This window comes from uncultured Stenotrophomonas sp., from assembly GCF_963519925.1.
GTDB classification, from domain to species: domain Bacteria; phylum Pseudomonadota; class Gammaproteobacteria; order Xanthomonadales; family Xanthomonadaceae; genus Stenotrophomonas; species Stenotrophomonas maltophilia_AE.
In genome coordinates, this window is record NZ_CAUQPH010000019.1 from 22092 (window position 1) to 47562 (window position 25471).

22 protein-coding genes are annotated in these 25471 nt (G+C 64.0%); 4 read left to right on the plus strand and 18 right to left on the minus strand.

Going from position 1 to position 25471, the window contains the following annotated elements:
* Positions 1-35 precede the first annotated feature (35 nt).
* Both RWO33_RS05975 and RWO33_RS05980 read left to right on the plus strand, forming a co-directional pair.
* Positions 36-2222 (plus strand): hypothetical protein, encoded by a 2187-nt coding sequence (locus RWO33_RS05975; protein ID WP_314103175.1) that lies wholly within the window; start codon positions 36-38, stop codon positions 2220-2222.
* Positions 2223-2272: 50 nt separating this feature from the next.
* The gene (locus RWO33_RS05980; RefSeq protein ID WP_314103177.1) at positions 2273-2869 is read left to right on the plus strand and encodes a hypothetical protein; all 597 of its coding nucleotides are present in this window, start codon (positions 2273-2275) and stop codon (positions 2867-2869) included.
* Positions 2870-2948: 79 nt separating this feature from the next.
* Here RWO33_RS05980 and RWO33_RS05985 read toward each other — a convergent pair whose 3' ends face one another.
* The 16 genes from RWO33_RS05985 to RWO33_RS06060 form a co-directional block, all read right to left on the minus strand.
* On the minus strand, positions 2949-3851 hold the full coding sequence (locus tag RWO33_RS05985; RefSeq protein WP_314103180.1) for an NAD-dependent epimerase/dehydratase family protein: 903 nt from the start codon (positions 3849-3851) through the stop codon (positions 2949-2951).
* A 64-nt stretch (positions 3852-3915) separates the two neighbouring features.
* On the minus strand, positions 3916-4950 hold the full coding sequence (gene gmd, locus RWO33_RS05990) for a GDP-mannose 4,6-dehydratase (RefSeq protein WP_314103183.1): 1035 nt from the start codon (positions 4948-4950) through the stop codon (positions 3916-3918).
* 54 nt (positions 4951-5004) lie between these two features.
* Positions 5005-6300: a glycosyltransferase family 4 protein gene (locus RWO33_RS05995; RefSeq protein ID WP_314103186.1), complete on the minus strand. Its 1296-nt coding sequence runs from the start codon at positions 6298-6300 to the stop codon at positions 5005-5007.
* Positions 6297-7334: a glycosyltransferase family 4 protein gene (locus RWO33_RS06000; RefSeq protein WP_314103189.1), complete on the minus strand. Its 1038-nt coding sequence runs from the start codon at positions 7332-7334 to the stop codon at positions 6297-6299. The genes RWO33_RS05995 and RWO33_RS06000 overlap by 4 nt, the downstream gene beginning before the upstream one ends.
* Positions 7331-8377: a glycosyltransferase family 4 protein gene (locus tag RWO33_RS06005; protein WP_314103192.1), complete on the minus strand. Its 1047-nt coding sequence runs from the start codon at positions 8375-8377 to the stop codon at positions 7331-7333. The genes RWO33_RS06000 and RWO33_RS06005 overlap by 4 nt, the downstream gene beginning before the upstream one ends.
* On the minus strand, positions 8374-9498 hold the full coding sequence (locus tag RWO33_RS06010) for a DegT/DnrJ/EryC1/StrS family aminotransferase (RefSeq protein ID WP_314103194.1): 1125 nt from the start codon (positions 9496-9498) through the stop codon (positions 8374-8376). The genes RWO33_RS06005 and RWO33_RS06010 overlap by 4 nt, the downstream gene beginning before the upstream one ends.
* Before the next feature lie 4 nt (positions 9499-9502).
* A complete protein-coding gene (locus tag RWO33_RS06015) occupies positions 9503-10135 on the minus strand; it encodes an acetyltransferase (RefSeq protein ID WP_314103195.1) in 633 nt (210 codons plus the stop codon).
* Positions 10132-12555, minus strand: a complete 2424-nt coding sequence (locus RWO33_RS06020) for an FkbM family methyltransferase (RefSeq protein ID WP_314103198.1) — start codon at positions 12553-12555, stop codon at positions 10132-10134. Before RWO33_RS06020 ends, RWO33_RS06015 begins: the two co-directional genes overlap by 4 nt.
* Complete coding sequence (locus RWO33_RS06025) at positions 12530-13288, minus strand: ABC transporter ATP-binding protein (protein ID WP_314103201.1); 759 nt, start codon at positions 13286-13288, stop codon at positions 12530-12532. The genes RWO33_RS06020 and RWO33_RS06025 overlap by 26 nt, the downstream gene beginning before the upstream one ends.
* A 2-nt stretch (positions 13289-13290) precedes the next feature.
* Positions 13291-14079: an ABC transporter permease gene (locus RWO33_RS06030; RefSeq protein ID WP_314103204.1), complete on the minus strand. Its 789-nt coding sequence runs from the start codon at positions 14077-14079 to the stop codon at positions 13291-13293.
* Positions 14079-15437, minus strand: coding sequence for a glycosyltransferase family 4 protein (locus RWO33_RS06035; RefSeq protein WP_314103206.1), 1359 nt, complete (start codon positions 15435-15437; stop codon positions 14079-14081). The genes RWO33_RS06030 and RWO33_RS06035 overlap by 1 nt, the downstream gene beginning before the upstream one ends.
* Positions 15438-15489: 52 nt before the next feature.
* The gene (locus tag RWO33_RS06040; protein WP_314103208.1) at positions 15490-16692 is read right to left on the minus strand and encodes a cystathionine gamma-synthase; all 1203 of its coding nucleotides are present in this window, start codon (positions 16690-16692) and stop codon (positions 15490-15492) included.
* Between the two features lie 130 nt (positions 16693-16822).
* Positions 16823-18193 carry a pyridoxal-phosphate dependent enzyme gene (locus RWO33_RS06045; protein ID WP_314103210.1) on the minus strand — a complete coding sequence of 457 codons (1371 nt, stop codon included), beginning with the start codon at positions 18191-18193 and terminating at the stop codon, positions 16823-16825.
* Positions 18194-18413: 220 nt separating this feature from the next.
* Positions 18414-18638 (minus strand): YdcH family protein, encoded by a 225-nt coding sequence (locus RWO33_RS06050; protein WP_093532890.1) that lies wholly within the window; start codon positions 18636-18638, stop codon positions 18414-18416.
* A 426-nt stretch (positions 18639-19064) separates the two neighbouring features.
* The gene (locus RWO33_RS06055; protein ID WP_314103215.1) at positions 19065-19958 is read right to left on the minus strand and encodes a hypothetical protein; all 894 of its coding nucleotides are present in this window, start codon (positions 19956-19958) and stop codon (positions 19065-19067) included.
* Positions 19955-20359 carry a DUF4398 domain-containing protein gene (locus tag RWO33_RS06060; protein WP_314103217.1) on the minus strand — a complete coding sequence of 135 codons (405 nt, stop codon included), beginning with the start codon at positions 20357-20359 and terminating at the stop codon, positions 19955-19957. The genes RWO33_RS06055 and RWO33_RS06060 overlap by 4 nt, the downstream gene beginning before the upstream one ends.
* Before the next feature lie 98 nt (positions 20360-20457).
* Here RWO33_RS06060 and RWO33_RS06065 point away from each other — a divergent pair, with 98 nt between their 5' ends.
* Positions 20458-21588, plus strand: coding sequence for a PilT/PilU family type 4a pilus ATPase (locus RWO33_RS06065; protein ID WP_145481432.1), 1131 nt, complete (start codon positions 20458-20460; stop codon positions 21586-21588).
* Positions 21589-21775: 187 nt separating this feature from the next.
* Here RWO33_RS06065 and maiA read toward each other — a convergent pair whose 3' ends face one another.
* Positions 21776-22444, minus strand: a complete 669-nt coding sequence (maiA, locus tag RWO33_RS06070; RefSeq protein ID WP_314103226.1) for a maleylacetoacetate isomerase — start codon at positions 22442-22444, stop codon at positions 21776-21778.
* Positions 22441-23430: a fumarylacetoacetate hydrolase family protein gene (locus tag RWO33_RS06075; protein ID WP_145481430.1), complete on the minus strand. Its 990-nt coding sequence runs from the start codon at positions 23428-23430 to the stop codon at positions 22441-22443. Before RWO33_RS06075 ends, maiA begins: the two co-directional genes overlap by 4 nt.
* 795 nt (positions 23431-24225) lie before the next feature.
* Between RWO33_RS06075 and RWO33_RS06080 the strand changes: the two genes are divergently transcribed.
* A partial coding sequence (locus tag RWO33_RS06080) for a DEAD/DEAH box helicase (protein WP_314103223.1) occupies positions 24226-25471 on the plus strand: 1246 nt, incomplete at its 3' end.

The following is a 25471-nucleotide window of genomic DNA, read 5'->3' on the forward strand; positions in this document are numbered from 1 at the left end:
CGCAGGCTGCTCAAGACAACCACAGGATGTTCTGAATGATTTCACCAACCGAACGTAGCGATACGATGAGGGCTGCGGGCTACTTCGCCCTCGCCTCGACCGCGCTTGTCTGCCTGCTCTGGCTGCCCTTTGGGTTCGGCATGGTCGGCAACATCGAGGAATGGGACATCCTCAGTCTTCTTACCCGGCATGGCGTTTTCTTCTTTGCCGGCGAGAACAGCCCGCTGGCCAGCCACAGATTGCGGCCATTGACCGCCGCGCCCAACGCGGTTGCCTACCTGCTGTCGCCGGATTCCTTCTTTGCGATGCACCTGTTGCAGATGGGGTCATTGATCATCAAGGGCGTCGCCGCCGCGCTGATGGGCTATTGGCTGCTTCGTTCACGTCTGTACGCGGTACTGCTTGGCCTGCTGGTGATAGTCCTGCCGGCCGACACCATGCAGCTGTCGTTCCGTTCGTTCCACATCAACTGCGCCGTCGCGCTTGGCATGGCCGGTGTTGCTGGCTTGTTGTACGCGTATGAACGACGCGAATTGACGGGCCGGGGCGGCATCATCCTGGCACTGCTGTCGGCTGTCTGCCTTGGCATCGCGATACAGATCTACGAAGTGGCGCTGGTCTTCGTTCCATTCCCGTTCCTGCTGCTGTGGGCACGCAATGGTCTGCGTGGGACGCTTCGCATCGCGTTCGCCCAGCTTCCGGTGACGGCGCTGTGGAGCGTGGCAGTGGCCGTTTGCCTGGGCTATATCTACACCGTCCTGGCCCACGGCTCCACCTACCAGAGCAGCGTCGTCGGGGGCCAGAGCACCAGCGTGCAGATGGTCAAGGAACGGCTGTGGGTACTCGCATTCACCGGAATGGGACGCGCGCTGGTCGGGGGCTGGATCGACGCTGCGATGATTCTCATGCACGAGTTCCGTACCTACGTGTACGTGCTCGCCACCGGCGTGGTCATTGCCGCAATCCTCGTGGTTGCCTTGCGCAGTGGCAAATCAGCGCTGCCCGCCCAGGAAGCTGCAGTAGGCCAGCGGTGGGTGAGCGCACGTGTGGTTGCCATCGGACTGGTGATGACAGCGATCGGCTATCTTCCCTTCCTGTCTTCGCCCGCGCACATGGCCATCTCGCAGCGAACCTTCCTGTTCGCGACGCTGGGTGCCGCATTGGCAACGACCGGGGTGCTTGCATTGCTGTTCGGCGGCTGTCGCCCCCGCGCGGTAGTGGCCGCGGGAACGCTGCTGGTGACGGTTGGCCTGTCGGCGCAGATGTTCCAGTTCCAGCACTACCAGAACCTTTCCGATACCGAGCGCCAGGTGCTGGCAAACGTCGTCAAGACCGTACCGGCGATCGGCCCCGAAACGAATGTGGTCATTCTGGATGGCAGCGAGCGCATTGGAAGCGTCTGGATGCTTCGCGACAACATGTTCCATGCGTTGACCTACCTTTACGGAGCGCCGGTCAATCTCGTCCATACTTGCACCGTTCCCGGCGATTACTGGCAGCGACTGGATCCGTATGGCAGGCCGGGAAACTGTGCACGTTCAGCCAATGGCTGGGTGTTCACCGACGGCCCGGCTGTGGGTGCCCCGGGCCAACCGGTGCGCCAGCCGCAGGTGAAGATCGAAGTTGCCGACGCAAGCGCGGTCGTGGTCAAGGTTGACAGCGGCGGCAACGTCGACGCGTTGCCGGACCAGCTGGCACGCCTGAAGAACGGCGACGATGTGCTGTCGCGCAGGTACGCGAAGGTGCTGGCTGACCGGTCCTGGCCCCTGGCCATCGATCAGTTCCGTCATCAGGACACTTCTGACAGTTTCCGCTGGGACTTTGGTCGCTGGTGGAGTCTTGAGGCTGCGGTGCATGGCAGGGGTTGGCAGGACAGCCAATGGGCCAATGACGGCAAGTTCAAAAAGGTCTCCATCGCATGGGCAAACATGCCCGATGCCTCCCTGGTCTTCAATCTGCAGCCGCGCGACACCGAGTACCTTGTCAAGGGCCGTATCCAGGCGGTTGCCGGCAATACCGACCGCAAAGCGGTCACCATCTCCATCAATGGAGGGCCGAAGCACCCCCTTGAATGGATCACGGACAATGAGTTCTACACGTATGTTCCCGCCGGAGAACTGGTCAAGGGACGCAACGAGGCCGTCTTCCATGTTCCCGTCGACATGAATTTCTATGGCGTCGGAATCGCCATGGATTGGGTCCGCTTCACGCCTCGCAACTAGTTCGGCCAGCCGTTGCATCCCCCTATCTTCCTCATCCACAAGGATCATCCATGAATCGCAGTACCGCCTCCCTCAAGCTCGCGCTTGCCGCCGGGATTGTCGCCGCCACACTGGCCGGCTGTTCGTCGAACAATGAAGAAACCCCGATTGGTGGAGCGCCGAAGGCAGAGGCGCCGGCGCCGGCCCCGGCAGGCGAAGTCAATGCGCCGCTGAGCCCGGAACAGGTCAGCATTTCGACCAGCATCCTTGAAGGCCCTGTGTATGACGCAGCGTCCGATACGCTGATTGTGAAGGTGGGTCTGCAGAACAAGGGCAGCGTCGTCTTGCCGGTTACCGGAACCAACCCGGTCACCCTGGGTGTCGTCCAGAAAATCCCTGGCCAGGCTGGCCAGCCTGATACCCGCGGGGTCGATACCCGTGCGCCTTTCAATGAGGACATCAAGCCCGGCGATACTGGCGTGGCGGATGTAAGTATTCCCGCGGGCTTCGCCGTCGGTTACAAAGTGGAGTTCGATCCGCTGCAGGAGAACGTGGTGTGGTTCGGCTTCAGTCTCAATCAGCCCACCGCAGTGATTGGACCGTTCGCTCGCTGTGCCGATGGCAAGGGTCTGTGCGACGGCGAAGGCAAGGCAGTTGCTGCAAAGTAAACCGACCTGCCCAGGCTGAACGCAAAACGCCCGGATCGATGATCCGGGCGTTTTTTCTTTCTTGGGCACGCGGCTTGGCTCAGCGCCCCTCGAGCATCCACTGGATGGTCTCCCGCAACGGGCGGAACGCATAGCCTCCAGTCAGCGCCAGGAGATGCGCGTTGGAGCCTGCCAGGCGGTTTACCTCGTTGTCCCGCACAAACTGGTTATCGCTGTGGATCTCGAAGGTCATCCCGGAGAGCTCTTCCACAAGCCCGATCACGCTGCGCAAGCTGACCGATCTACCACTACAGATATTGACCACTTCTCCAGCGCGCGGCTGCCCTGTCAGCAGGGCGTAGCAATGAACCAGGTCGCGCACATCGGTGAAATCCCGTTCCACGTCCAGGTTGCCCAGGCGCAGTACGCGTTCGCCGCGCAGGGCGTGGTCCACGACCTTGGCAACGAAGAACGAAAGCGCCTGCCCGATTCCGATGTAGTTGAACGGCCGCGTGACCATGATCGGCAAGCGGTCCGCATACAGCCTTGTCACGTACTCTGCAGCCACCTTGCTGACCGCGTAGTCGTTGAACGGCGCCATCGGCGACTGCTCGGTAAGTAGAGCATGGGATGAAGGACCGTACACGTGCGCACTGCTCGCCACGAGCACGCTCGAGGGCGCGCGGCTGAGCCGGGCAGCAGCATCCAACAGGTTGCGGGTGCCCACTACATTCGACTGGTAGATCGCAGAAACGTCATGGTGGGCGACGTTCGAAATCCCCGCCAGATGCACGATCACGTCTGGCTTGACGCGGCCCAGCACTGTGGAAAGGCCTTCCGCATCGAGCAGATCCACGGCGGTTACCGTATCGCAGGACTCACCGGAACGGCGCAACCCATGCACGCGGTAGCCCTGCTGCTCGAGCTCGCGGGCCATGTATGGACCTGTGAATCCCTCAATTCCGGTGACCAGAGCAATCGGTGTCATCGGTATGGTTCTCATGTTGTGTTACAGATACCAGCCGGACCGCCGACTGCACGCGGGCAGACGGCGATCACGCCCGCCATCAGAACGAAGCGCCCGCCTCGTTGCGACGCAGGTCGGCCTTCACCATCATCTCGCAGAGCTCTTCCAGCGTCGTAGCCGGTTCCCAGCCGAGCTCGCGCTTGGCCTTTTCCGGATTGCCGATCAGAAGGTCGACCTCGGCCGGGCGGTGGAACTTCGGATTGATCTTGACCAGGACCTTGCCCGAACGCGAGCAGGTGCCGGTTTCGTCAAGCCCTTCACCTGCCCAGACCAGGCTGATGTCGACTGCCTTGAAGGCCATGGTGACGAAATCGCGCACGGTTTCGGTGCGGTTGGTCGCCAGCACATAGGTGTCTGGCTTGTCGGCCTGCAACATGCGCCACATGCCTTCCACGTATTCCTGGGCAAAGCCCCAGTCACGCTTGGCATCCAGGTTGCCCAGCTCCAGCACGTCCAGCTTGCCCAGCTTGATCTTGGCAACCGAGTCGGTGATCTTGCGGGTCACGAACTCACGGCCACGCAGCGGCGACTCGTGGTTGAACAGGATGCCGCTGGAGGCAAACATGTCGTATGACTCACGGTAGTTCACCGTCATCCAGTGCGCGTAGAGCTTGGCTACGCCATAGGGGCTGCGCGGGTAGAACGAGGTTTCCTCGGTCTGCGGCACCTGTTGGACCAGGCCGAACATCTCCGAGGTCGAGGCTTGGTAGAAGCGGATCTTCGGGTTGACCGCACGAATGGCCTCGAGCAGGTTCAGTGCGCCCAGCGCGGTGATCTGCGCGGTCAGCACCGGCTGATCGAAGGACACGCCGACGAAGCTCTGGGCCGCCAGGTTATAGACCTCCGTGGCCTGACTGTCCTGAAGCAGGCGGATGGACGAGCCGAGGTCCTGCAGGTCGTGTTCGACCAGGTGCAGGTTCGGGTGCTTTTCGATGCCCAGCTCTTCAATGCGCCAGAAGTTGACCGAGCTGGTGCGGCGATACGTGCCGTAGACCTTGTATCCCTTTTCAAGAAGCAGCTGCGCAAGGTAAGCGCCGTCCTGGCCGGAAATACCGGTGATTACTGCAGATTTCATGGCTTTTCGTTCCTCGAAAGAATGCGATGGCGAGCATGCGGGGCCTGTGGGGGTTCACAGGTCGAACATGCGCTCCAAGGTGTTGGTGATCTTGGCGGCGGGCCTGCTGTTGCCGGGCAGGCCCATTCTACCCAGCTCCCGGCCCAATTCCTGCGCGTTGAGCACGTAGGGTTCGGCCGCAATGAAACCGGGGATGGTCTTTTCAAGACCATCGACATAATGGGACGCGGAAAACTCGTGGGCGGCCCAGGCTGCGGCAGCCATGCCCATTTTCCGGGCCTCGGCGCGCTGGCGATCGACAAACCGCAGGTGCCGAAGCAGGTCCTGCTCCGGATCCTGCATACCCACCTTGAGCACATATTCATCAGGCAACTCGGCGTAGAAGCCGGCATCGCTGACGATGACGGGCGCCCCCGACTGCATGCCCTCGATGGCGGACGCTGAAGCCCCCTCCAGAGCGGGATCACGCAGGCAGCAGATCACATCCGCTTCTGCCATGCCGTCGTGCAGCCGGCCATTGCTGACCCGGCCTTCAAACGTCAGCCCGGCGAAGCCGACCTCCGCGCAGACCTGCTCCAGGCGACGTCGCTCGCTGTCGTCCACCGGACCCAGCACATGGTAATTGGTGCGCGCGGCCAGCTCGGGATCGAGCGCCAACGCCCGGATGACGCGGTCGATCCGCTTGTTGGGGTTGACCATGCCGAACGTGCGTACAGCCAGCGCGCCACCGCGCTGTGTAGCGGGCCGGTGTTCACGATCGAAGGCATCGACCGGATAGGCCAGCGAAAGCTTGTGCACGGGCCCGGCGCAGGACTGCCGTACCCGCTCGCCGTAGAATTCTGAATGGATGATGCAGCCGAGGGTGTCGCTGCTGATCCACTCCGTCAACGGGAAGTGCTGGGTGGCACGCTCCAGCAGGTTGTCCCAAGTCGCGGTGGCACACAGCTCGCCGGCCTGCTGCCCGTACATGGACGCAATCACGCGCGGTGCATCGTGGGAGCGGTGGTTGGCGATCAACCAGCCCCAGAAGAAGTTGAGCACGCACCAATCATGCAAAACAGCGACATACGGACGCTTCTGGGCAAGTTCAAACACCCCCCCGTGGTAAGCGTAGTGATCGCCAATATTTGCGATCACCAGGTCGGCTTCATGGAACCAATGGAGCTCCTCCTGCGAACCGTGCTCCAGCACGCAGGCATTCTCGCGCGGCGGTAGCTCCAGATCGGCACCCACTTCCGTCCGGTAGATGGCAACATGGTGACCGCGATCGCGCAGCTCGGCCACCACTGCCTCGCTGTAGCGGGCAATGGCCGAGTTTTCGGAATATGGGGTGGCCCAGATGAGTTTCATCGGGTAAGCGCCTCCACGGTCGCGTTCCAGTTGATGTTCTTTCCGGTCCAGTGCGCGTGGGCCGCCTGCCCCATTTCGATGGTGCGCTGGCGATTGGAAAACAGGTCCGAAAGCGCCTCTGCCAGCTGCTCGGTGTCATCGTCGCAGACCCGGCCGTGCACCCGGTCGTGAATGAGTTCGGTCAGGTCACCTGAATCGTTTACAGTGAGAACTGCCTTGCGCGCCTGGCATGCTTCCATCGTGACGTAACCGTAGGAATCCTCCGCGAATGGAAGGTAGGCGCAGGCAAGCGCGTTGTTGGCGTAGTCGGCGATTTTCTGGCGAGGCAGGAAACCGATATCCAGCACGACGCGATCATTGAGGCGGTGCTCTTCCACCAGGGCGCGCAGGCGATCTGCGTCACCGGGCGTATCGGCCGGCCCGGCGATCACCAGCTTGCCCGTTCCAGCGACATGGCGCATCGCTTCAACAAGGCGATGTTGGCGTTTCCCGGAATTGATCCGGCCACCAGCGAATATGTAATCGCCGTAGGCGCCACCGGGATACATCGATTCGTCGTTCAGCGGCGCGCGCAGGATCGTCGAAGATAGACGGTTGTAATGCAGCAACCGCTCCTGCACGGTTCGCCCGACCACGAAGATATCCTTGATCGGCTCGAACGCGGCATTGTCCGCTTCAATGATGGCGGAGCGGATCTGGCGCCCTTCGGCAGTGTCCGGGATGTTGCTCTGACCTGCGTCCCAGAGGTCGTACGCCTGTCGGTACTGATGGGCAAGCCATAGCACCTTCTCCGGGAACGGGATCATGTACGCGGGAAACTTCATCGCAATGACGCGATCCACATTGCTCAACTGCATGTTGCGGCACATCACCATCTCGTCGACGATGCGTTCGGCCGGCTCCCAGCTGAAGGGAACCCGCAGGAGTTCGGACTCGTGCCCTGCCTTGCGAAGGTTCAACACCAGCTGGTCGGCAAGCTCTTCGGCCCCGCCACGCATGCCTGGCACCATGTTGTTCACTACCAGGATCTTCATGACAGCAGGCGCTCCACCACATGGCTCCAGTCGATCTTCAGTTCGCCGATGCGCGCATGGGCTTCGGCGCCCATTTCGCGCGTCTTCTGGCGATCTGTCCACAACTGGTCGATTGCCTCGGCCAGCGCACGCGGATCCGGTTCGGCAATCAGGCCGTTGCGCCCGTGCTGGACGAACTCGAGCACGCCACCGGAGTCGGTGGTCGTCAATAGCGGCTTGCATGAATGAGCCGCCTCAAGCGAAGGATAGCCGTATGAATCCTCGTCTTCGGGCAGATAAGCGGCAGCCAGTGCGGTAGACAGCCAACCGGCCTTTTCGTCCTCGGTGATCCAGCGTTCGACGAACGTAACCTTGTTCTCGAGGCCATGCTGCGCGATGTACTGGTGCAGCCCTGCGGCATAGGCCGGATTGCTGCCCGTCCCGCAGATGCGCAGGCGCACCGGAGTGCGCACATGGGAGAACGCTTCCAGCAGCAAGTGCTGCCGCTTGTGACCTTCGGTGCGGCAGATGTATACGATTTCTTCGCCCTGGCCTGCGTTGCTGAATCGCCGCGGATCGTGCAGCGGCGGGTAGAGCACCTCAGGTTGCAATCCGTTGAAGCGCTGCACCCGATCCGCGACGACCTGCGAGTTGGAAAAAAGCCGGTGCGCTTCGGAGAGCGCTACCGTGTCGGCGCGGGTGATCGCTTCGCGAATCGCGCGATGGCGGGCGTCATCGGCGAATCCCCGGTGCGGCGTATCCCACAGATCGTAGTACTGGCGGAAATGGTGGATGAACCACACCACCTTCTTCGGATGCTGGATCAGATGGGACGGGGGACGCGTGGTAATGATACGGTCCACCGACTGACTCAGGTCCATCATCCGGTACGCGCTCATCTGCCGGAGCATCGACTCGGATCGCTCCTCATTCATGGGCAGGTAAATCAGCTCGACCGAATGGCCGTGCTCACGGAGGCGCTCCTCCAGCCACTCGACGATGAAGCGGGCGCCACCGTTGATGAACGGCACGAACGATGAACAGATCGCGATACGCAACTTCAACGGCCCGCTTTACGGACAGCCGAGACCAGGGATGCGACGATCCGTTCGATATCGCCAGCATCCAGTTCGGCATGGGTGGGCAGGTTGACGCCGCGCGCCGCCTGGTCGTTGGCCACGCTGAACTCCGCGCCATCTTGGAGATAGGGCGGCAGCACGTGCATCGGATAGAAGACCGGACGGGTTTCGATACCGTCTGCGTCCATCAGGCGCATCACCTCGTCGCGCTGGGCGTCGCTCACGCCGGTCAGCAGCACCGTATACATCCAGTAGACATGGTGCGCATAGTCAGCAACCGCAGGGCGCTCGACAAGGTCCGCGTGGGCGGCAAACGCTTCGTCGTACCAGCGCGCAATTTTCTGCCGGGTTTCAAGGGCTTCGTCGATCCGCTCCATTTGCGCCACGCCGATCGCGGCGGCGACATTTGTCATGCGGTAGTTGTAACCGACCACGGGGAACCAGTAACGGCGCTTGGGATCCATGCCTTGGCCACGGTACAGGCGCAGGCGCGCAGCCAGTTCATCGTCATCGGTGGTCACCATGCCACCTTCACCGGTAGTGACGATCTTGTTGCCAAAGAAACTGAACGTTGCGCAGTCACCGATGCCACCGACCCGCTTGCCGTTGTACTCGGCACCATGTGCTTCGGCAGCGTCCTCGATTACCTTGAGGTTGTGGCGGCGTGCGATCTCCATGACCGGGCCCATATCAGCCGGATGGCCGTACAGATGGACCACAATGATGGCCTTGGTGCGCGGCGTGATCTTCGCTTCCAGCTTGGCCGGATCGATGTTCATCGTCCCAGGTTCGGAATCGACCAGAACCGGCTTGGCATTGCAGTAGGCAACCGCGTTGGCGGTGGCAATGTAGGTAAGGGTCGGAATCAGGACTTCGTCGCCCTCGCCGATGCCCAGCGCGACCAGTGCGAGATGGATCGCCGTGGTGCCGTTGTTGATGGCAACCGCATGGCGCACGCCACAGAAGTCTGCAAAGCTCTGCTCGAAACGGCCGATGAATTCGCCTGCGGACGAGATCCACGTCGAATCGAGACATTCGTTCACATATTTCTTCTCGTTACCGTTCAGACTGGGAACTGCAACGGGGATCCGCTTTGTCGACAACATTGGATCAATCCTTTCTCGTAATTTGTCGGGCCGGTATTCCAACCCACGTCCCCGCGGAGGCGATGTCCCGGACGACCACGGCCCCGGCGCCAACGATGGCGCCCTCTGCAATGGTGATGCCAGGGATCGCGCGAGAGCCGACGCCCATGAAGACCGCGTCTCCGACCTTCACGGTACCGGCCAGTGCACTACCGGGGGCGATGTGGGTGAACGCGCCAATCTCGCAATCATGGTCGATTGACGCATTTGAATTGATTATAGCGAAATCGCCAATATTCGCATCCGCATTGATCACCGCCCCTTCCATGATTGCGCAGCCCTTGCCAAGCCGTGCGTTGGGGGAGATTACCGCGCTTTTACCGATGGCATTGACCATCTGGAAACCCAACGCTTCGACCTTTGCGGCGACCTTGCGGCGCAGCCTGTTGTCCCCTAGGGCGATGAAGGCGCCCGTCACGCCTTCGGCCGCCAGCGCGGGTAGTGCGATGGCTTCATCGCCCAGAACAGGCACCCCGCAAACCGTCTGACCTTCCCGCCCGGCATCCAGGCAGGCCACTACTTCATGGCCACCGGAACGCAACAGGTCTATGATTACCTTGGCATGCCCCCCTGCCCCGATCACGGCGACCCGGCTCATGCCGGGTCCTCCCCGGATTCAAATGGTTCGGCCAGGGCGCTGCCTGGCCGACACAGCAGGACGTTGGAACTGACCCGGCCATGGAGGTCGGCAAAACCGGAAAGCGGGCGGCATTGCCCATTCAGGTCGTCTATCAGGAACAGATCGAACCCGTAGTGCGCGCGCATACGCTCCCAGTCATCCGGGGCCGTTCCCACCCGCGCCAGATGCGATTCCGCATACTCTACGATGATCCCCACATCAGGGTTCCGCTCGATCAGCTGTGACATTCCCGCGATCACGTCCAGCTCGGCGCCCTCGACGTCCACCTTGACCAGCCTCACCGCACCGGCCGGAACCAGGCCATCCAGCGCCCGGATATCGACGCGTACTTCCTCGACGGTTGCCTCGTCCAGCGGATAGAGAGAACTGTGTCCGGCCACCGAGGCGACGTGGAATACATGGTTACCTTCATCCTGTGCGCCTGCTGCACATTCATGCACCAGGACCCGATCATCAACGCCACTCAGACGCAGAGAAGCGCGCAGGTGGCGGACGGTGCGTGGCATGGCTTCGATTGCCGCAACCCGACCCGTTACGCCGACGCTATGGGCCGCCACGACCGTGTGCAGGCCGATGTTGGCGCCGACGTCCACGAAGAAGTCTCCCGGCGAAAGCGTGGCCTCCAGGTACAGCCGCAGGCCGCGCTCCACGTCGCCGAATTCGGCCAGGCACATGGCCAGCAGGTCATCGCGCTCGTCGCAGGAGAAGTAACCGAAGCCGGTTGCAATAAGCCAGCCGTCCTGGGTTCGCAGTACCCGACGTTGGCCAGTGGCAGTGACCTTGATCATCGACGGCAGAAGATCCAGCCGCCCGTGCTGGGCGTCCAGTTTCTCATGGGCCGCCACCAGGATGTCCACGGTCTGGCCGGCCTGCAACCCAAGGGCATCCAGTTTCTCGTGCGCTGCGGTGAACATGGCGGGCAGGCTGGCGGCCCCGGGGTCGGTCGCGCCACCGTGCTCGATGAGGTTGCCCAGCTGCTGGGCCTGCTCGCGCATGCCGTCGGCCAATGCCTGCTGGGCGACGGCGATGGCGCGCAAAGCCTCGTCCAAGGCCGACAACGATGCCGCGTCTTCTGGACTGCGCCCTTGGCGGAGGCAGGCATCGACGACTTCCTGCATCGAATCGTGCAGCGCAGCGTGCGATTCCCGCCAGCGGTGGTCAACCGCATTCAAGAGGTCCAGCACGTCGGCCTGTCGGGAGGTCGGCTCGCCCACTCCCATGCCAAACCAGAGTTCATGGTCGGCGCGCAGTTGCGAGAGACGCTCGTCCAGCGAGCGCATGCGCGCATCAACGCCATCGAATGCTTCCGCAAGCGCCTGCTGGGTTTGCTGCTTCTTGCGCAGCGTCTCCACGAACTGGTCATAGTTACGGGCAAGGTCAGAGGTGCTGCTCGCGATTAACCCGAGGTCGCTGGCATGTACGTCGTGGGCAGTGTCGATCGACATCAGGCGCGCATGGTTCAGCTGAAGCTGTTCCATGATGGCATTGCCGCCGGACACGACGCGATCATGCTCGACCCGCTTGGCATCTGCGTCCAGTTCGATCTGACTGACCCGTTCGGCGAGCTCACGGGTCTGCCGGGCAGAGTCAAGGCGAATGAGATCAAGCTGCTGCTGAATGCCCTGCAAGGAGTAAGAGATCCGGCGCATCCAGCGCGCGACCCGGACCAGCGGATTGCGGTCGATGAGGACCTTTCGCCAAAGCGGGCCACGACTGGCCAAGGCGTTGATGACTTCGCTGGGAGAGCGCGCCGGTGGCGCTTCATCTGCAACGCGTTCTCCCAGGCATTCCACCTTGAGCGGATTGACCACCGGGGCAAGCGTGTCTTCCTCGTCTGGAGGCGCACCTGCGGCCAGACCAATCTCCACGATCCGCAGGGAGCGAATTTTGATGCCCAAGAGCCGATGATCGTCGCCCATGTTGAGCGCATTGGGCGACATCGGGTTGGCAATCTGAAACTCAACGGAGACGCCCGGCGAGCGGCCAACCGTCCCGAGCTGACAGTCCGCCTCGATCTGCATCCACCCGGCGCCACTGCGAAGCACCTGGTTTGGCGGCCCGCCGTTGATACTGATGGCGACCAGCGCGCGATGACCCTGCGCCTCGAAGAGCATGGCGCCCAGAACCAGCCGGTAACGCCGATTGGCCTTGGCCGCGCGCATGCGCACATCAATCCTGGACACTGCGGCTGCAGACCACACACCGTCCTCTTCGGGGACAGCGAAGCCACGCATGGTCAGCGCTTCCGTCCCTGCATAAAGGGAACTGGAAATCTCGACCTCCTGCCCGGGGGCGAGAAACCCGTCGGTGGCGCGCGACTGCACCGCCTTGTCCGCAGCGGATCTAACCGCGTTACCCAGCCTGAGATTCAATGCCATAACCTTCCGTTGTCAGCTGTGAGACGGGGATTTCGCGGAGCGTGCCGTGGCTGAGCACGAATACGCGGTTGCAATATTCGGCGATTGTATCCATCGAATGCGAGGCCAGGCAGAAGATCTGGGAGGACTTGATGAAGTTGTGCATGCGAGCCGAAGCGCGCTCCTTGAACGCTTCATCGCCAACATCGAAGACCTCGTCCACCAGCAGGATATCGGGTGTGGTGCAGGTCGCCACGGCGAACATCAAGCGCATGGCCATGCCGGCCGAATAGGTGCGCACCGCCAGCTGGAGGAAGTCGCCCAGGTCGGTGAACTCTTCGATTTCCGGAATGCGCGCGTTGATTTCCTTCAGGGTGAGCCCGAGCATCAATCCCATCCGGCGGATGTTCTCATACCCGGAAAGTTCCGGGTCCATGCCGGCGCCGACTTCGAGCATGGTGGCCACCCGCCCGACCCGCTCGATACGACCCTCCAGTGGGGTGTATATGCCGGCCATGGTTCGCAACAGGGTGCTCTTGCCTGCGCCGTTGTGGCCGACGATACCAATCGCATCGCCCTGCTTGAGGGAGAAGGACACGTTATCCAGTGCGGTGACCTGGGTAATCTGGCCAGTGCCGGCCTGCAAGCGGCCACCGGTGGCGATGCCCATCATCTTCCGGCGCAGCGAAAGGCTGTGCGAGTTGTAGATGGGATAGCGGAGGGTAACGTTTTCGAAATTAAGCTTGGCGGTCATGATCAGATCCAGAAAGGCAGGCGCAGCTTGGCTTTGTGCAGAAACCAGAACGCCACGATCCAGCCGACGACAGCGCCGACGACTAACACCACGTACGTGGTAAGGGACGGTACGTGACCCAGCATGGGGGCGCGCAGCACTTCGATCAGGTATGTAAAGGGATTGAACTCCAGGATCAGCGAGGAGAACGGCAGGTTCTCCAAGCGATACATGACCGGACTGATCAGGAACAGCATCGGCATGATCGACGCCACGCCATACTCGAGGTCACGGTACCGGGCGCCCATCACGCCGAACACGAACGACACCCAGAGCATGTTGGCCATGACCAGCAGCAGTCCAGGAATGAACAGAAGCGTGTTCCAGTTCACCTCGATCTTCATGAACACTGCCACGATCACAAAGACGATCAGACTGTGCGCGAAGTTGACCACATAGCGAACCACGATGCTCATTGGATGGACCGACAAGGGCATGACCACGTTTCGGATGATCGACGCCTGCCGGACGAACAGCCCGCAGCTTTCGATCAGGATCCCCGCCAGCATCTGCCAGATGATCAGTCCGGCGGTAAGGGTGGGAATGAATTTTTCCCGTTCAATGTTGAGCAGCTGGCTCCACAGCAGGCCCAGGCCGACCACGCCGACGGCGGTGGCCAGCGACTGCCAGAACGGCCCCAGAACGCTGCGCCGATAGCGCGCCTGGATATCGCCCTTGGCGATGTGGAATGAAACTTTGGCCCCCTGGATACCTTCACGAAGGTCCTTGAAGGTGGCGGAATAGCTGTGCATCAGTTTGGTCCTTCCTGGCGGGAGGGCGGAGCGATGGAGGGGGTGGAGATCAGTCGGCGCTGCTGGTGGATCTGTTCGATCCGGGAGATCAGCGTGCTCGCTGCGCGCTCGGGCGACAGCGTTTGCAGTACCGACTCACGAGCGCGCTCGCCCATGGCCAAGGCAAGCTGGGGCTCGTCCGCTAGCCTGCGCATCCAGCGCGCCGCGTCGGCCACGTTCGCCGCCGCCCAGCGCTGGCCTTCATGGTGAGCATATTCGCCTTCCATGACCGGTACCAACGTGTAGTCGACCAAGGCGCTGTTGCTTGCATCCATGAACTCCATGTTGCCAGACCAGCCCGTGCCGATGACCGGCTTGCCCTGGGCCATGCACTCGGCCAGGCCGAGGCCAAACCCCTCCGCATGGTGCAGGGATACATAGACGTCTGCGCAGCGCTGGAGCGCCTGCACGTCAGCGCGGTCAAGTACCTGATCGCGCACGACGATGCGCGGATCGCCCGACACCGCGTCCAGCAACAGCTGCAGGCGGTCAGGGCGGCGATAACCGTTGCTGGTCTTGATCAGCAACTGCACGCCCTTGCGCCCGGCGGGGAACGCCTGCTGGAAAGCCTGGATCGCTGCGAACGGGTTCTTCCGGTGTACATAGGAGTTGAAGTCGAACGAGGTCAGGAACACGAAGTCGCCCGGCGCGATGCCGAAGTCCTCGCGCTGCAGGCCACTGTCGCCGACATCACTCAAAGGCAGCGGAACGCACAGAATGGGCTTGTCGGTAACCCGCGCGAACGCCTCGCCGACGTAGCGCGATGCGACCAGGACTTCGTCGACCTGATGCAGCGCCGGCAGCCAGGTCGAAGGGATGTTTTCCAGTTCCCAGAACCAGCACGCAATGATGTAACCACCCTCGAGGCGGGCTTTGCCAATCTGCTCAAGTGCAGCGTCCAGGAAATCAGGATTGATGAAGACCAGGTGCACCCGATGAGGCGCCGCGTCGCTGATGTATGCGTCGAGACTGCGATCATTCCAACCGTGCGGCAAGTTGATGTCCACGTCCACCAGCGCGGCGGGATAGCGTGCGCCCAGCAGCGCGCGGGAGTACAGACGCGCGCATTCGGCCAGGCCGAACTGGCCCCGCAGGTAGGCGAACACGTTGACACCGTGCCCCGCCCAGGCTGGGTCGGCCTGCCCGAAGAAGTGCACCGGCGCATCGGGAACCGCGCGACGGCGCTGTTCCCACCGGCCTTCATTCTCGAAGCGGCAGTACACCGGCTCCGGCGGTGCCATCAGGCGCCCGGTCACCCTATTGCGCAGCGCAGCCGGTACCAGCCGGTATATCGCCCTCAACCAGGCCTGGCTGACCACCCACTGCACCAGGCGATGGCGCAGCGGAACCGTGACAGTAGGATTGGTCATCTCAGCCGACGCCGCCCGGTCCAGCCGACAGCGCCGTCTCCAAATCCACCTGCAGATCCCCCAGGTCCTCCACGCCCACGCTCAGCCTCACCAGCGCGTCGCTGATACCCAGCTGCTCACGCCGCTCCACCGGGATGGAGGCATGCGTCATCACCGCCGGGTGATTCACCAGGCTTTCCACGCCCCCCAGCGATTCGGCCAGGGTGAACAGCTCGGTCTTCTCGCAGAAGCGCTTCGCCGCCTCGAACCCACCCTTGAGCACGATCGAGACGATGCCGCCGTAGCCGTTCATCTGGCGCGTGGCCAGTTCGTGCTGCGGGTGCGAGGTCAGGCCCGGGTAGATCACCTTCTCGATGGCCGGGTGCTTTTCCAGCCACTGGGCCAGGGCCAGCGCGTTGGCGCAGTGGGCTTTCATGCGCAGCGGAAGGGTCTTCAGGCCACGCAGGGCGAGGAAGCTGTCGAACGGGCCCTGCACGCCGCCGATGGAGTTCTGCAGGAACGCCATCTGCTCGGCGAGCTCGGCGTTGTCGCCAACCACGACCATGCCGCCGACCATGTCCGAATGACCATTGAGGTACTTGGTGGCCGAGTGCAGGACCAGGTCCGCGCCCAGCTCCAGCGGGCGCTGCAGCATCGGCGAGGCGAAGGTGTTGTCCACCACCACGATCAGTCCGTGGCGCTTGGCGATGGCGGCGACCGCGGCGATGTCCACGATCTTCAGCATCGGGTTGGTCGGGGTTTCGATCCAGACCATCTTTGTCTGCGGGGTGATCGCCGCTTCGAAGGCGGCCAGGTCGGTCAGGTCGACGAAGCCGAACTGCAGGCCAGCGGTGCGCTTGCGCACGCGCTCGAACAGGCGGAACGTGCCGCCATAGATGTCGTCCATCGCCACCACGTGGCTGCCGGCATCCAGCAGTTCCATCACCGTGGAGGTGGCCGCCATGCCCGAAGCGAAGGCGTAGCCGCGGCTGCCGCCTTCGAGGGAGGCCACGCAGCGCTCATAGGCGAAGCGGGTCGGGTTGTGGGTTCGCGAGTACTCGAAGCCCTGGTGCTCGCCCGGGCTGGACTGGGCGTAGGTCGAGGTAGCGTAGATCGGCGGCATCACCGCGCCGGTGCTCGGGTCGGGCGACTGCCCGCCGTGGATGGCCAGGGTGGCCAGAGCAAGCGGACGGTCGGGGTGCCCGGGGGATGCGGGGTTGGACATGGAGGTTCCCAGCGAGTGAGAGCCCCCAGCGGGGGCCCTTTAAATGGAGCGGAAGTCTATCAGCGCATGCTTAATCAGGCTTTGACGCGGATAAACGGAGCTTCGAGGCTGAACGTCGGCCAATAAGCCGTCATTGCACCCGACGGCGCAGGTAGTTCAGCAGATCGATCCGGGTGATCAGGCCCAGGAAGCTGCCGCCATCCATGATGATGGCCACCTGGCCCCGGTCGAACACCGGCAGCAGGGCCTCGATCGGCGACTTCACGTCCAGCCGGTCGAGCTTGCTGACCATAGCGGTGGACACCGGATCGCGGAAGCGGGCTTCGTCGCCGTACACATGCAGCAGCACGTCGCTCTCGTCGACGATGCCCACCAGCTGGTCGCCGTCCATTACCGGCAGCTGGGACACGTCATACAACTTCATGCGCTGGTAGGCGGTGGTCAGCAGGTCGTTCGGGCCGATCACCACGGTGTCGCGCTGGCCGTACGGGCGCAGGATGAGGTCGCGCAGGTCGCCGGTCTGCGGGCGCTCCAGGAAGCCGTTGTCCAGCATCCAGTAGTCGTTGTACATCTTGGACAGGTACTTGTTACCGGTATCGCAGACCAGCACCAGGACCTTCTTCGGGGTGGTCTGCTCCTTGCAGTACTTCAGCGCGGCGGCCAGCAGGGTGCCGGTGGAGGAGCCGCCGAGCACGCCTTCCTTACCCAGCAGCTCGCGGGCGGTATGGAAGCTTTCGGCGTCGGTGATCGCATAGGCCTTGGTGACCCGGCTGAAATCGGCAATGGACGGCAGGAAGTCCTCGCCGATGCCTTCCACCAGCCAGCTGCCCGACTTGTCGTTGAGCACACCGTCATTGATGTATTCGGCCAGGATCGAGCCGACCGGGTCGGCCAGGACCAGCTCGGTCTTCGGCGACAGGGTGGCGAAGGCGCGCGACAGGCCGGTCATGGTGCCGGAGCTGCCGCAGCCGAACACGATGGCGTCCAGGTCGCCGTCCATCTGTTCCAGGATTTCCGGGCCGGTGCCGAATTCGTGCGCAGCCGGGTTGTCCGGGTTGCCGAACTGGTTGATGAAATACGCGCCCGGGGTTTCCTCGGCCACGCGCTTGGCCATGTCCTGGTAGTACTCGGGGTGGCCCTTGGCCACGTCCGACCGGGTCAGGCGCACTTCGGCGCCCATCGCCTTGAGGTTGAAGATCTTCTCGCGGCTCATCTTGTCCGGCACGACCAGGATGAGCTTGTAGCCCTTCTGCTGGGCAACCAGGGCCAGGCCGAGGCCGGTATTGCCGGCGGTGCCTTCCACCAGCGTCGCGCCCGGCTTGAGATCGCCGCGCTGTTCGGCGGCCTCGATCATCGACAGGCCGATGCGGTCCTTGATCGAGCCGCCCGGATTGGCGCTTTCGAGCTTCAGGAACAGCTCGCAGACGCCGGTGTCCAGGCGCTGGGCCTTGACGATCGGGGTCTTGCCAATGAGGTCGAGTACGGAGGAGTGGATTGCCATCGGGTCACATCGATTCGCGCCGCAATGCGGCCGGACCCCCGATTATCCGACAGATGGTAGAGACACGCCATGCGTGGCCCGCGGCAAGATCCCTGAAAAGCGACGCGGACGGCGCCCGTCGACGAGGAGACGGACACCGCCCGCGGCGGTGGGTGTCCGGCGCCGGCCATCGCTCGGCCGGTCGCCGGTCGGCGCCGACCGTGGGTCGGCGCCGGGAACGTCAATGTGCAGGGGAGGAAGACTCGAACAGCCGGAGCAGTCGTTGCTTGGCAAGCAGCTTCTCACGCTTCATCTGACCCAGGGTGGAACTGTCTATCGGAAGTACGCCCAGCTCGGCATCCATACACTTCTTGTTCAACTTCTGGTGCCGTTCGTAAAGCGCCTTGAATTCCGGGTCCCGCTGGCGACGGGCGTCGATTTCACTCTGGGGCTGACCTTCAAACATGATGGACCTCCTATAGCGTCTGCAGCACAAACAAGAACGCCCCGGCCGGAACGGCACGGGGCGACTCTTCGGGTGGAGCACCGGCGTCAACCGCAACCGCAGGCGGACCCATGCGCCGAGCCCGGACATTCCGGACTGCAGACTGCGCTGGTTCGTGCCCTCGGTTCATCGGCCCGGCCCTCCAATCGTCCGGGTCGCGGAAGGCCACCCGGACAATCGACCCTACGCCTGCCAAAGGGTGGGTTCAAGGGTTTCATCTGAAATCGTGGACGGTGCGCAGTCGGGGTTCAGCCTGAACGCGCAGTCCAACAAAATTTAAACAAAATCATTGGGTTGCGTCACGGTTCGGCGTGGGTCACCACCAACGGTCGTGACCCACGCCAAACAACGCAGGTAGGTCATGACCGTTGGTCATGACCCCCGCAATCAGGGGGCAATGATGACCTCGGCCGACCGCGCCTTGGTGGCTGCGGCCTTCTTGCCGCTGACCTGCAGGCGGCTGGCGCTGACGCCGGCGCCCACCAGCGCGTCGCGCAGGGCTTCGGCGCGCTGCTGCCCTACCCCGGCGGCGGCGTCATAGGCCTCGATCCGCACCCGGCCCTTCTTGCCGATGTTCAGGTACTCGGCCAAGGCCTTGGCCTGGCCCTTGGCCCCGCCGGAAAGCGCGCCCTTGCCGCTGGCGAACGCGTCGCCCGGGAAGGTGAACACCTCGCCGCGGCTGTCGAACTTCGACCCCGGAAGCTTGTTGCCCGAGACCAGCTCGGCTTCCTCGCGGGCCAGCTTGGCCGCATTCTGCTGGGCCGCGCTGAGGCGGGCGGTCTGCTTGCCGGCCACGCTGGTCAGCGCGGTTTCGGCGTCCTGGCGGGCCAGGGCTTCGGTTTCGGCGGCCAGGCGCAGGCGCTCCGACTCTTCGGCCTGGATCTGGGCCTGCACGCGCAGGCGCTCGCTTTCCTGGCGGGCGCGCTGGGCGTCGCGACGGCTGGCTTCGATCAGCAGGTCGCTGCGGGTGCGCTCCAGTTGGCTCAGCTCACGCTTGGCCAGCGCGGCGCGGACGCTGGTTTCGGCGATCTCGACCCGGCGATCGGCCAGGTAGCGGGCCTGGTCCAGGTCGCGGCGCTTGGCATTGGCCAGGGTGGCGATGGCCTGCTGGGCCTGCAGTCGCTCATAGGCGGCCAGTTCGGAGGCGTCCGGGTTGGCCTGGATCGCCATCAGGCGCTGGGTCAGCTGGGCCACGGCCGGGTCTTCGGCGGCGAAGGCCGGTGCGGACAGGGCCAGGCCGACGGCCAGCAGCAGCGGGGAAAGGCGCAGGGCGGTCTTCATCGGCGGCCCTCCCCGTCGGCCAACTGGCGTTCGAGCTGGGTCACCTCATTGCGGCGCAGCTGCAGCTGGGCGGTGGCGGTGGCTTCTTCGCTGCGGGCACGGGCCAGGTCGGCGTCGGCGGTGGCGCGCACGGCCAGAGCCGGGGCGTTCTTGCGTTCGCGGCGGTCGCCGGCGGCGCGCTGGGCCTGTTCCAGGCCTTGGCGCGCAATGGCGATCAGGTCCGGGGCGTACTGGTCGGCGTCGGCCTGGGTGGCTTTGTCCACGGCCTGTCGGGCCTGCATGAGCTCGAGCGCGCCGTCCTGGGCCAGGGCCGGCCCGGCCAGTGCGAATGCGCACGCCATCACGCAACTGGTCAAAACTACATACGGGGTACGCCGCATTTGTGCGAAGCTAGGATTCATTGGGGGTGCCGTTCGCCTGAAGAAGGTGCGCGGCCATTGTCGGAAGCCTGCGGCGTGCTTGCAATGGCATGTCGCCGATTGTTGGGGAAACATTTCGCATGGATATCGGCTATTTCCTGAAGCTGATGACCGAAAAGAACGCTTCGGACATGTTCTTGACCACCGGAGCCCCGGTGTACATCAAGATCGAGGGCAAGCTGTACCCGCTGGGCAATACCGGGCTGCCGCCCGGCATGGTCAAGAAGATCGCCTATTCGCTGATGGACGAGGGCCAGGTGCCGCAGTTCGAGCGCGACCTGGAGCTCAACATGGCCATCGCCCTACCCGACGCCGGGCGTTTCCGCGTCAACGTGTTCAAGCAGCGCGGCGAGGTCGGCATGGTCATCCGTGCGATCCGCAGCAAGATCCCGAGCATCGAAGAGCTCAACCTGCCCCAGGTCCTGAAGGACGTCATCATGACCCCGCGCGGGCTGGTGCTGGTGGTCGGCTCGACCGGATCGGGCAAGTCGACCTCGCTGGCCTCGATGATCGACCACCGCAACAGCACCACGACCGGGCACATCCTCACCATCGAGGACCCGATCGAGTACCTGCACAAGCACAAGATGTCGATCGTGAACCAGCGCGAGGTGGGGCTGGATACCCATGCCTTCCACAACGCGCTGAAGAACGCGATGCGTGAAGCGCCGGACGTGATCCTGATCGGCGAAATCCTGGATGCGGAAACGATGGAGGCGGCCATTGCGTTCGCCGAAACCGGGCACCTGTGCCTGGCCACCCTGCACTCCAACAACGCCGACCAGACCATCGAGCGCATCCTCAACTTCTTCCCCGAGAGCGCGCACCGCAACGTGCTGATGAACCTCTCGCTGAACCTGCGCGCGGTGATTTCCCAGCGCCTGGTCAAGGGCCAGGACGGGCGCCGCCTGCCGGCCACCGAAGTGCTGATCAACACGCCGATGATCCGCGACCTGCTGCGCCGCGGCCAGGTGCACGAGATCAAGGCGGCGATGGAGGCCTCGCTGGAAGAAGGCATGGAGAGCTTCGACCAGTGCCTGTTCCGGATGGCCAAGAACGGCATCATCGAGCAGGAAGAAGCGCTGCGTGCCGCCGATTCGCGCGACGGCCTGGCACTGAAGTTCCGCCTGTCCGAAGGCGGTGCCGAACATGATCCGTACGCGGATTATTCGCAGCAGGGCGCGCCGGCTGCGATCACCCACGGGTTCTGATGGAATCGGCGCCCGGCGACGGGCGCCCAGCGGTTTGGAACCGCCTGGGCCGGCCAACGGCCGGCGCTACCGGTATCCGAAGCCTTCGGTTGATTGATCCGGATCCCAATGGGCTCGTAACGGTTCGTAGCCCCGGCCGTTGGCCGGAAACCGCGCGCAGCGCGGTCAACGGCGCCCAAGCCGCCCGTCACCCGGCGCAATCCACCTGGTTCTCCGGGCGGGCCGCGTCAAACGCCTCCAGGGCCAGGCATTCTTCTTCGATCCGGACCAGGGTCGGGTACGCCGCCAGGTCCACCTGGAATCGCCGCGCGTTGAACAGCTGCGGCACCAGGCAGCAGTCGGCCAAGGTCGGGGTGTCGCCGTGGCAGAAGCGCCCGGTGTCCACCGACTCCACCAGCAGCCGCTCCATCGCATCGAACCCGACCCGCATCCAGTGCCGGGTCCAGTCCTCGCGCTCGGGCTGCGGTACGTTCCAGGTGTCGGCGAAGAACTGCATCACCCGCAGGTTGTTGAGAGGGTGGATCTCGCACGCCACCAGCTGCGCCAGCGCGCGCACCCGGGCCCGGCCCGGCGCGTCGTCGGGCAGCAGCGGCGGCTCCAGGAACACCTCGTCGAGGTATTCCAGGATCGCCATCGACTGGTGCAGCACGCGCTCGCCGTGCAGCAGGGTGGGCACCAGCTCCTGCGGATTGAGCGCCGCATAGCCTTCGCTGTGCTGCTGGCCGCCGTCGCGGACCAGGTGCACCGGGGTGACCTGATGCTCCAGACCCTTCAGGTTGAGGCCGATGCGCACGCGGTAGGCGGCGCTGGAGCGCCAGTAACTGAACAGCTCGATGCGGTCGGCCGAGGTGTTCAGGGCCGTGCCGCCTGTTCGATGCGCTGCTCGATCGCGCCGAAGATGCTCTCACCGGCGGCGTCGAACATTTCGATGCGGACCACGTCGCCGAAGGACATGAACGGCGTGCTCGGCTTGCCGTCGCGCAGGGTTTCCACGGTGCGCTGTTCGGCGAAGCAGGACGCGCCCTTGCTGGTGTCTTCGTTGGCGATGGTGCCCGAACCGACGATGGCGCCGGCACCCAGCGGCCGGGTCCTGGCCGCATGCGCGACCAGCTGGGCGAAGTTGAACTGCATGTCCACGCCGGCTTCGGGGGCACCGAACCAGGCGCCGTTGACGTGGGTCACCAGCGGCAGGTGGACCTTGCTGTCCTGCCAGGCGTCGCCCAGCTCGTCGGGGGTCACGAACACCGGCGACAGCGCCGAGCGCGGCTTGGACTGCAGGAAGCCGAAGCCCTTGGCCAGCTCACCGGGAATCAGGTTGCGCAGCGACACGTCGTTGACCAGGCCGATCAGCTGGATGTGGGCGGCGGCCTGTTCCGGGGTGACTGCCATCGGCACGTCATCGGTGATCACCACCAGCTCGGCTTCCAGGTCGATGCCATGCTCCTCGCTGACCACCTTGACCGGGTCGCGCGGGCCGTAGAAGCCGGCGCTGGTGGCCTGGTACATCAGCGGGTCGGTATAGAAGCTTTCCGGCACCTCGGCACCGCGTGCGCGGCGCACGCGTTCAACGTGCGGCAGGTAGGCGCTGCCGTCGACGAACTCATAGGCACGCGGCAGCGGCGCGGCCAGCGCCTGCAGGTCCAGGTCGAACACGCCGTCGGCACTGCCGTCGTTGAGCGACTCCGACAGCGCGTTCAGGCGCGGCGCAAGCTGGCTCCAGCCTTCCAGCGCCTGCTGCAGCGTGGCCGCGATCCCGGTAGCGCGCACGCCACGGCGCAGGTCGCGCGAAACCACGATCAGGGTGCCGTCGCGGCCGCCTTCCTTCAAAGAACCAAGCTTCATGGGTGGGGTATCCGGGATCGCAGAAAATAGGTTTCGAGTGTAACCAAATGCGCGCGCGTGCCAAGGCGCGGTGCGTCAAAAGACGATAAACCATCCGGCGTGATCGCGCGGGTCCGGTGGGCCGGTGGGCCGGTGGGGCGGGGGCCGGGCCGGGCCGGTTGGCGGTCGGCGGTCGTCCGTGGCCGATGCGCCGATGGGCCGATGTGCAGGTAGGCCGATGGCCGGTAGGGTCGGTCGACAGACGACTGCCGATAACGGTGATCGGCAGGGAGACGCATCGTCCTTCGGTGGAAACGGCGTTTTCGTTCGGGGTCCATGCGTTACCGGGGTGCCAATGCGTATCGGCGGTCGTCTGGGGACCGACCCTACCGCCGGCCACCTCCGCCACCTCCGCCTCCCTCCGCCTCCGCCTCCGCCTCCACCTCCACCGCCTCCTCCACAGCTAAGCAGACGGTCCTCCCCGCGTTTACCTTCCCCGACCCCCACCCTGAGGATCAGAACCGGCATACAACCTGAACGGGGCATTTGTTATGGCTGTCGCAGTTCAGCTACAATCCCGGGGTCTGCAGCGGCCGTCCGTTTCCCTTCGGGATCGCCGGCGATCGGGATTACCGTCCCTCGCCCGCCCCCACTCCGACGCCATTCGTCATGCATTCCAGTCTGCGCACCGCGCCGGCTGCACCCAATTCTCGCAGCGCGGTTCACGGGAACGCTCCGAGTCAAGCCGATCTCTTCGATCTGCCTCGCGTCCGGCCAGTCGGCCTGGCGTTACTTTGTCTTTGGAGTTTCCACCCGATGTCTTTTGAAAACCTGGGCCTGGCCCCGTTCCTGCTGCGCGCGTTGTCCGAGCAGGGCTACGATTCCCCGACCCCGATCCAGGAGCAGGCGATCCCGCTGGCCCTGGAAGGCCGCGACCTGCTGGCCGGCGCGCAGACCGGTACCGGCAAGACCGCCGCGTTCGGCCTGCCGCTGCTGCAGCACCTGGGCACCAACCCGCAGGCCGTGAACGGCCCGCGCAAGCCGCGCGCGCTGGTGCTGGCCCCGACCCGCGAACTGGCCACCCAGGTGCATGACAGCCTGCGCGGCTACAGCAAGTACCTGCGCATCCCCAGCGCCTGCATCTACGGCGGCGTCGGCATGGGCAACCAGTTCGACGTGCTGCGCCGTGGCGTGGACCTGCTGGTGGCCTGCCCGGGCCGCCTGATCGACCACCTGGAACGTCGCAGCGTCGACCTGTCCGGCATCGAGATCCTGGTGCTGGACGAAGCCGACCGCATGCTCGACATGGGCTTCCTGCCGTCGATCAAGAAGATCCTGGCCAAGCTGCCGCGCCAGAACCGCCAGACCCTGCTGTTCTCGGCGACCTTCGAAGAGAGCATCAAGCAGCTGGCACTGGAGTTCATGCGCGATCCGGCGCAGATACAGGTCACCCCGAAGAACACCGTGGCCGAGTCCATCAAGCACTGCGTGCACCCGGTTGACGGCGCGCGCAAGCGTGAGCTGCTGCTGCACCTGCTGTCGCAGGACAGCCGCGAGCAGACCCTGGTGTTCGGCCGTACCAAGCACGGCTGCGACAAGCTGGCCACGTTCCTGGAGAAGTCCGGAATCAAGACCGCGGCGATCCACGGCAACAAGAGCCAGGGCCAGCGCCTGCGTGCGCTGGGCGATTTCAAGGCCGGCCGCGTGACCGTGCTGGTGGCCACCGACATCGCCGCGCGCGGCATCGACATCAACGAGCTGCCGAAGGTCATCAACTACGACCTGCCGATGGTGCCGGAAGACTACGTGCACCGTATCGGCCGTACCGGCCGCAACGGCTCGACCGGCCAGGCGATTTCGCTGGTGGCCCAGGACGAAGCCAAGCTGCTGCGCCAGATCGTGCGCCTCCTCGACAAGGACATGGACATCCGCGACGTGCCGGGCTTCGAGCCGCAGACCCCGATCCGCTGGGGCAACAGCGCGCCGGGCAAGGCCGAAGTGCCGGGTGGCGATCGCGCACCGCGCCGCGGCGCGCACGCGCGTCGTCCGCATGGCGATGCGC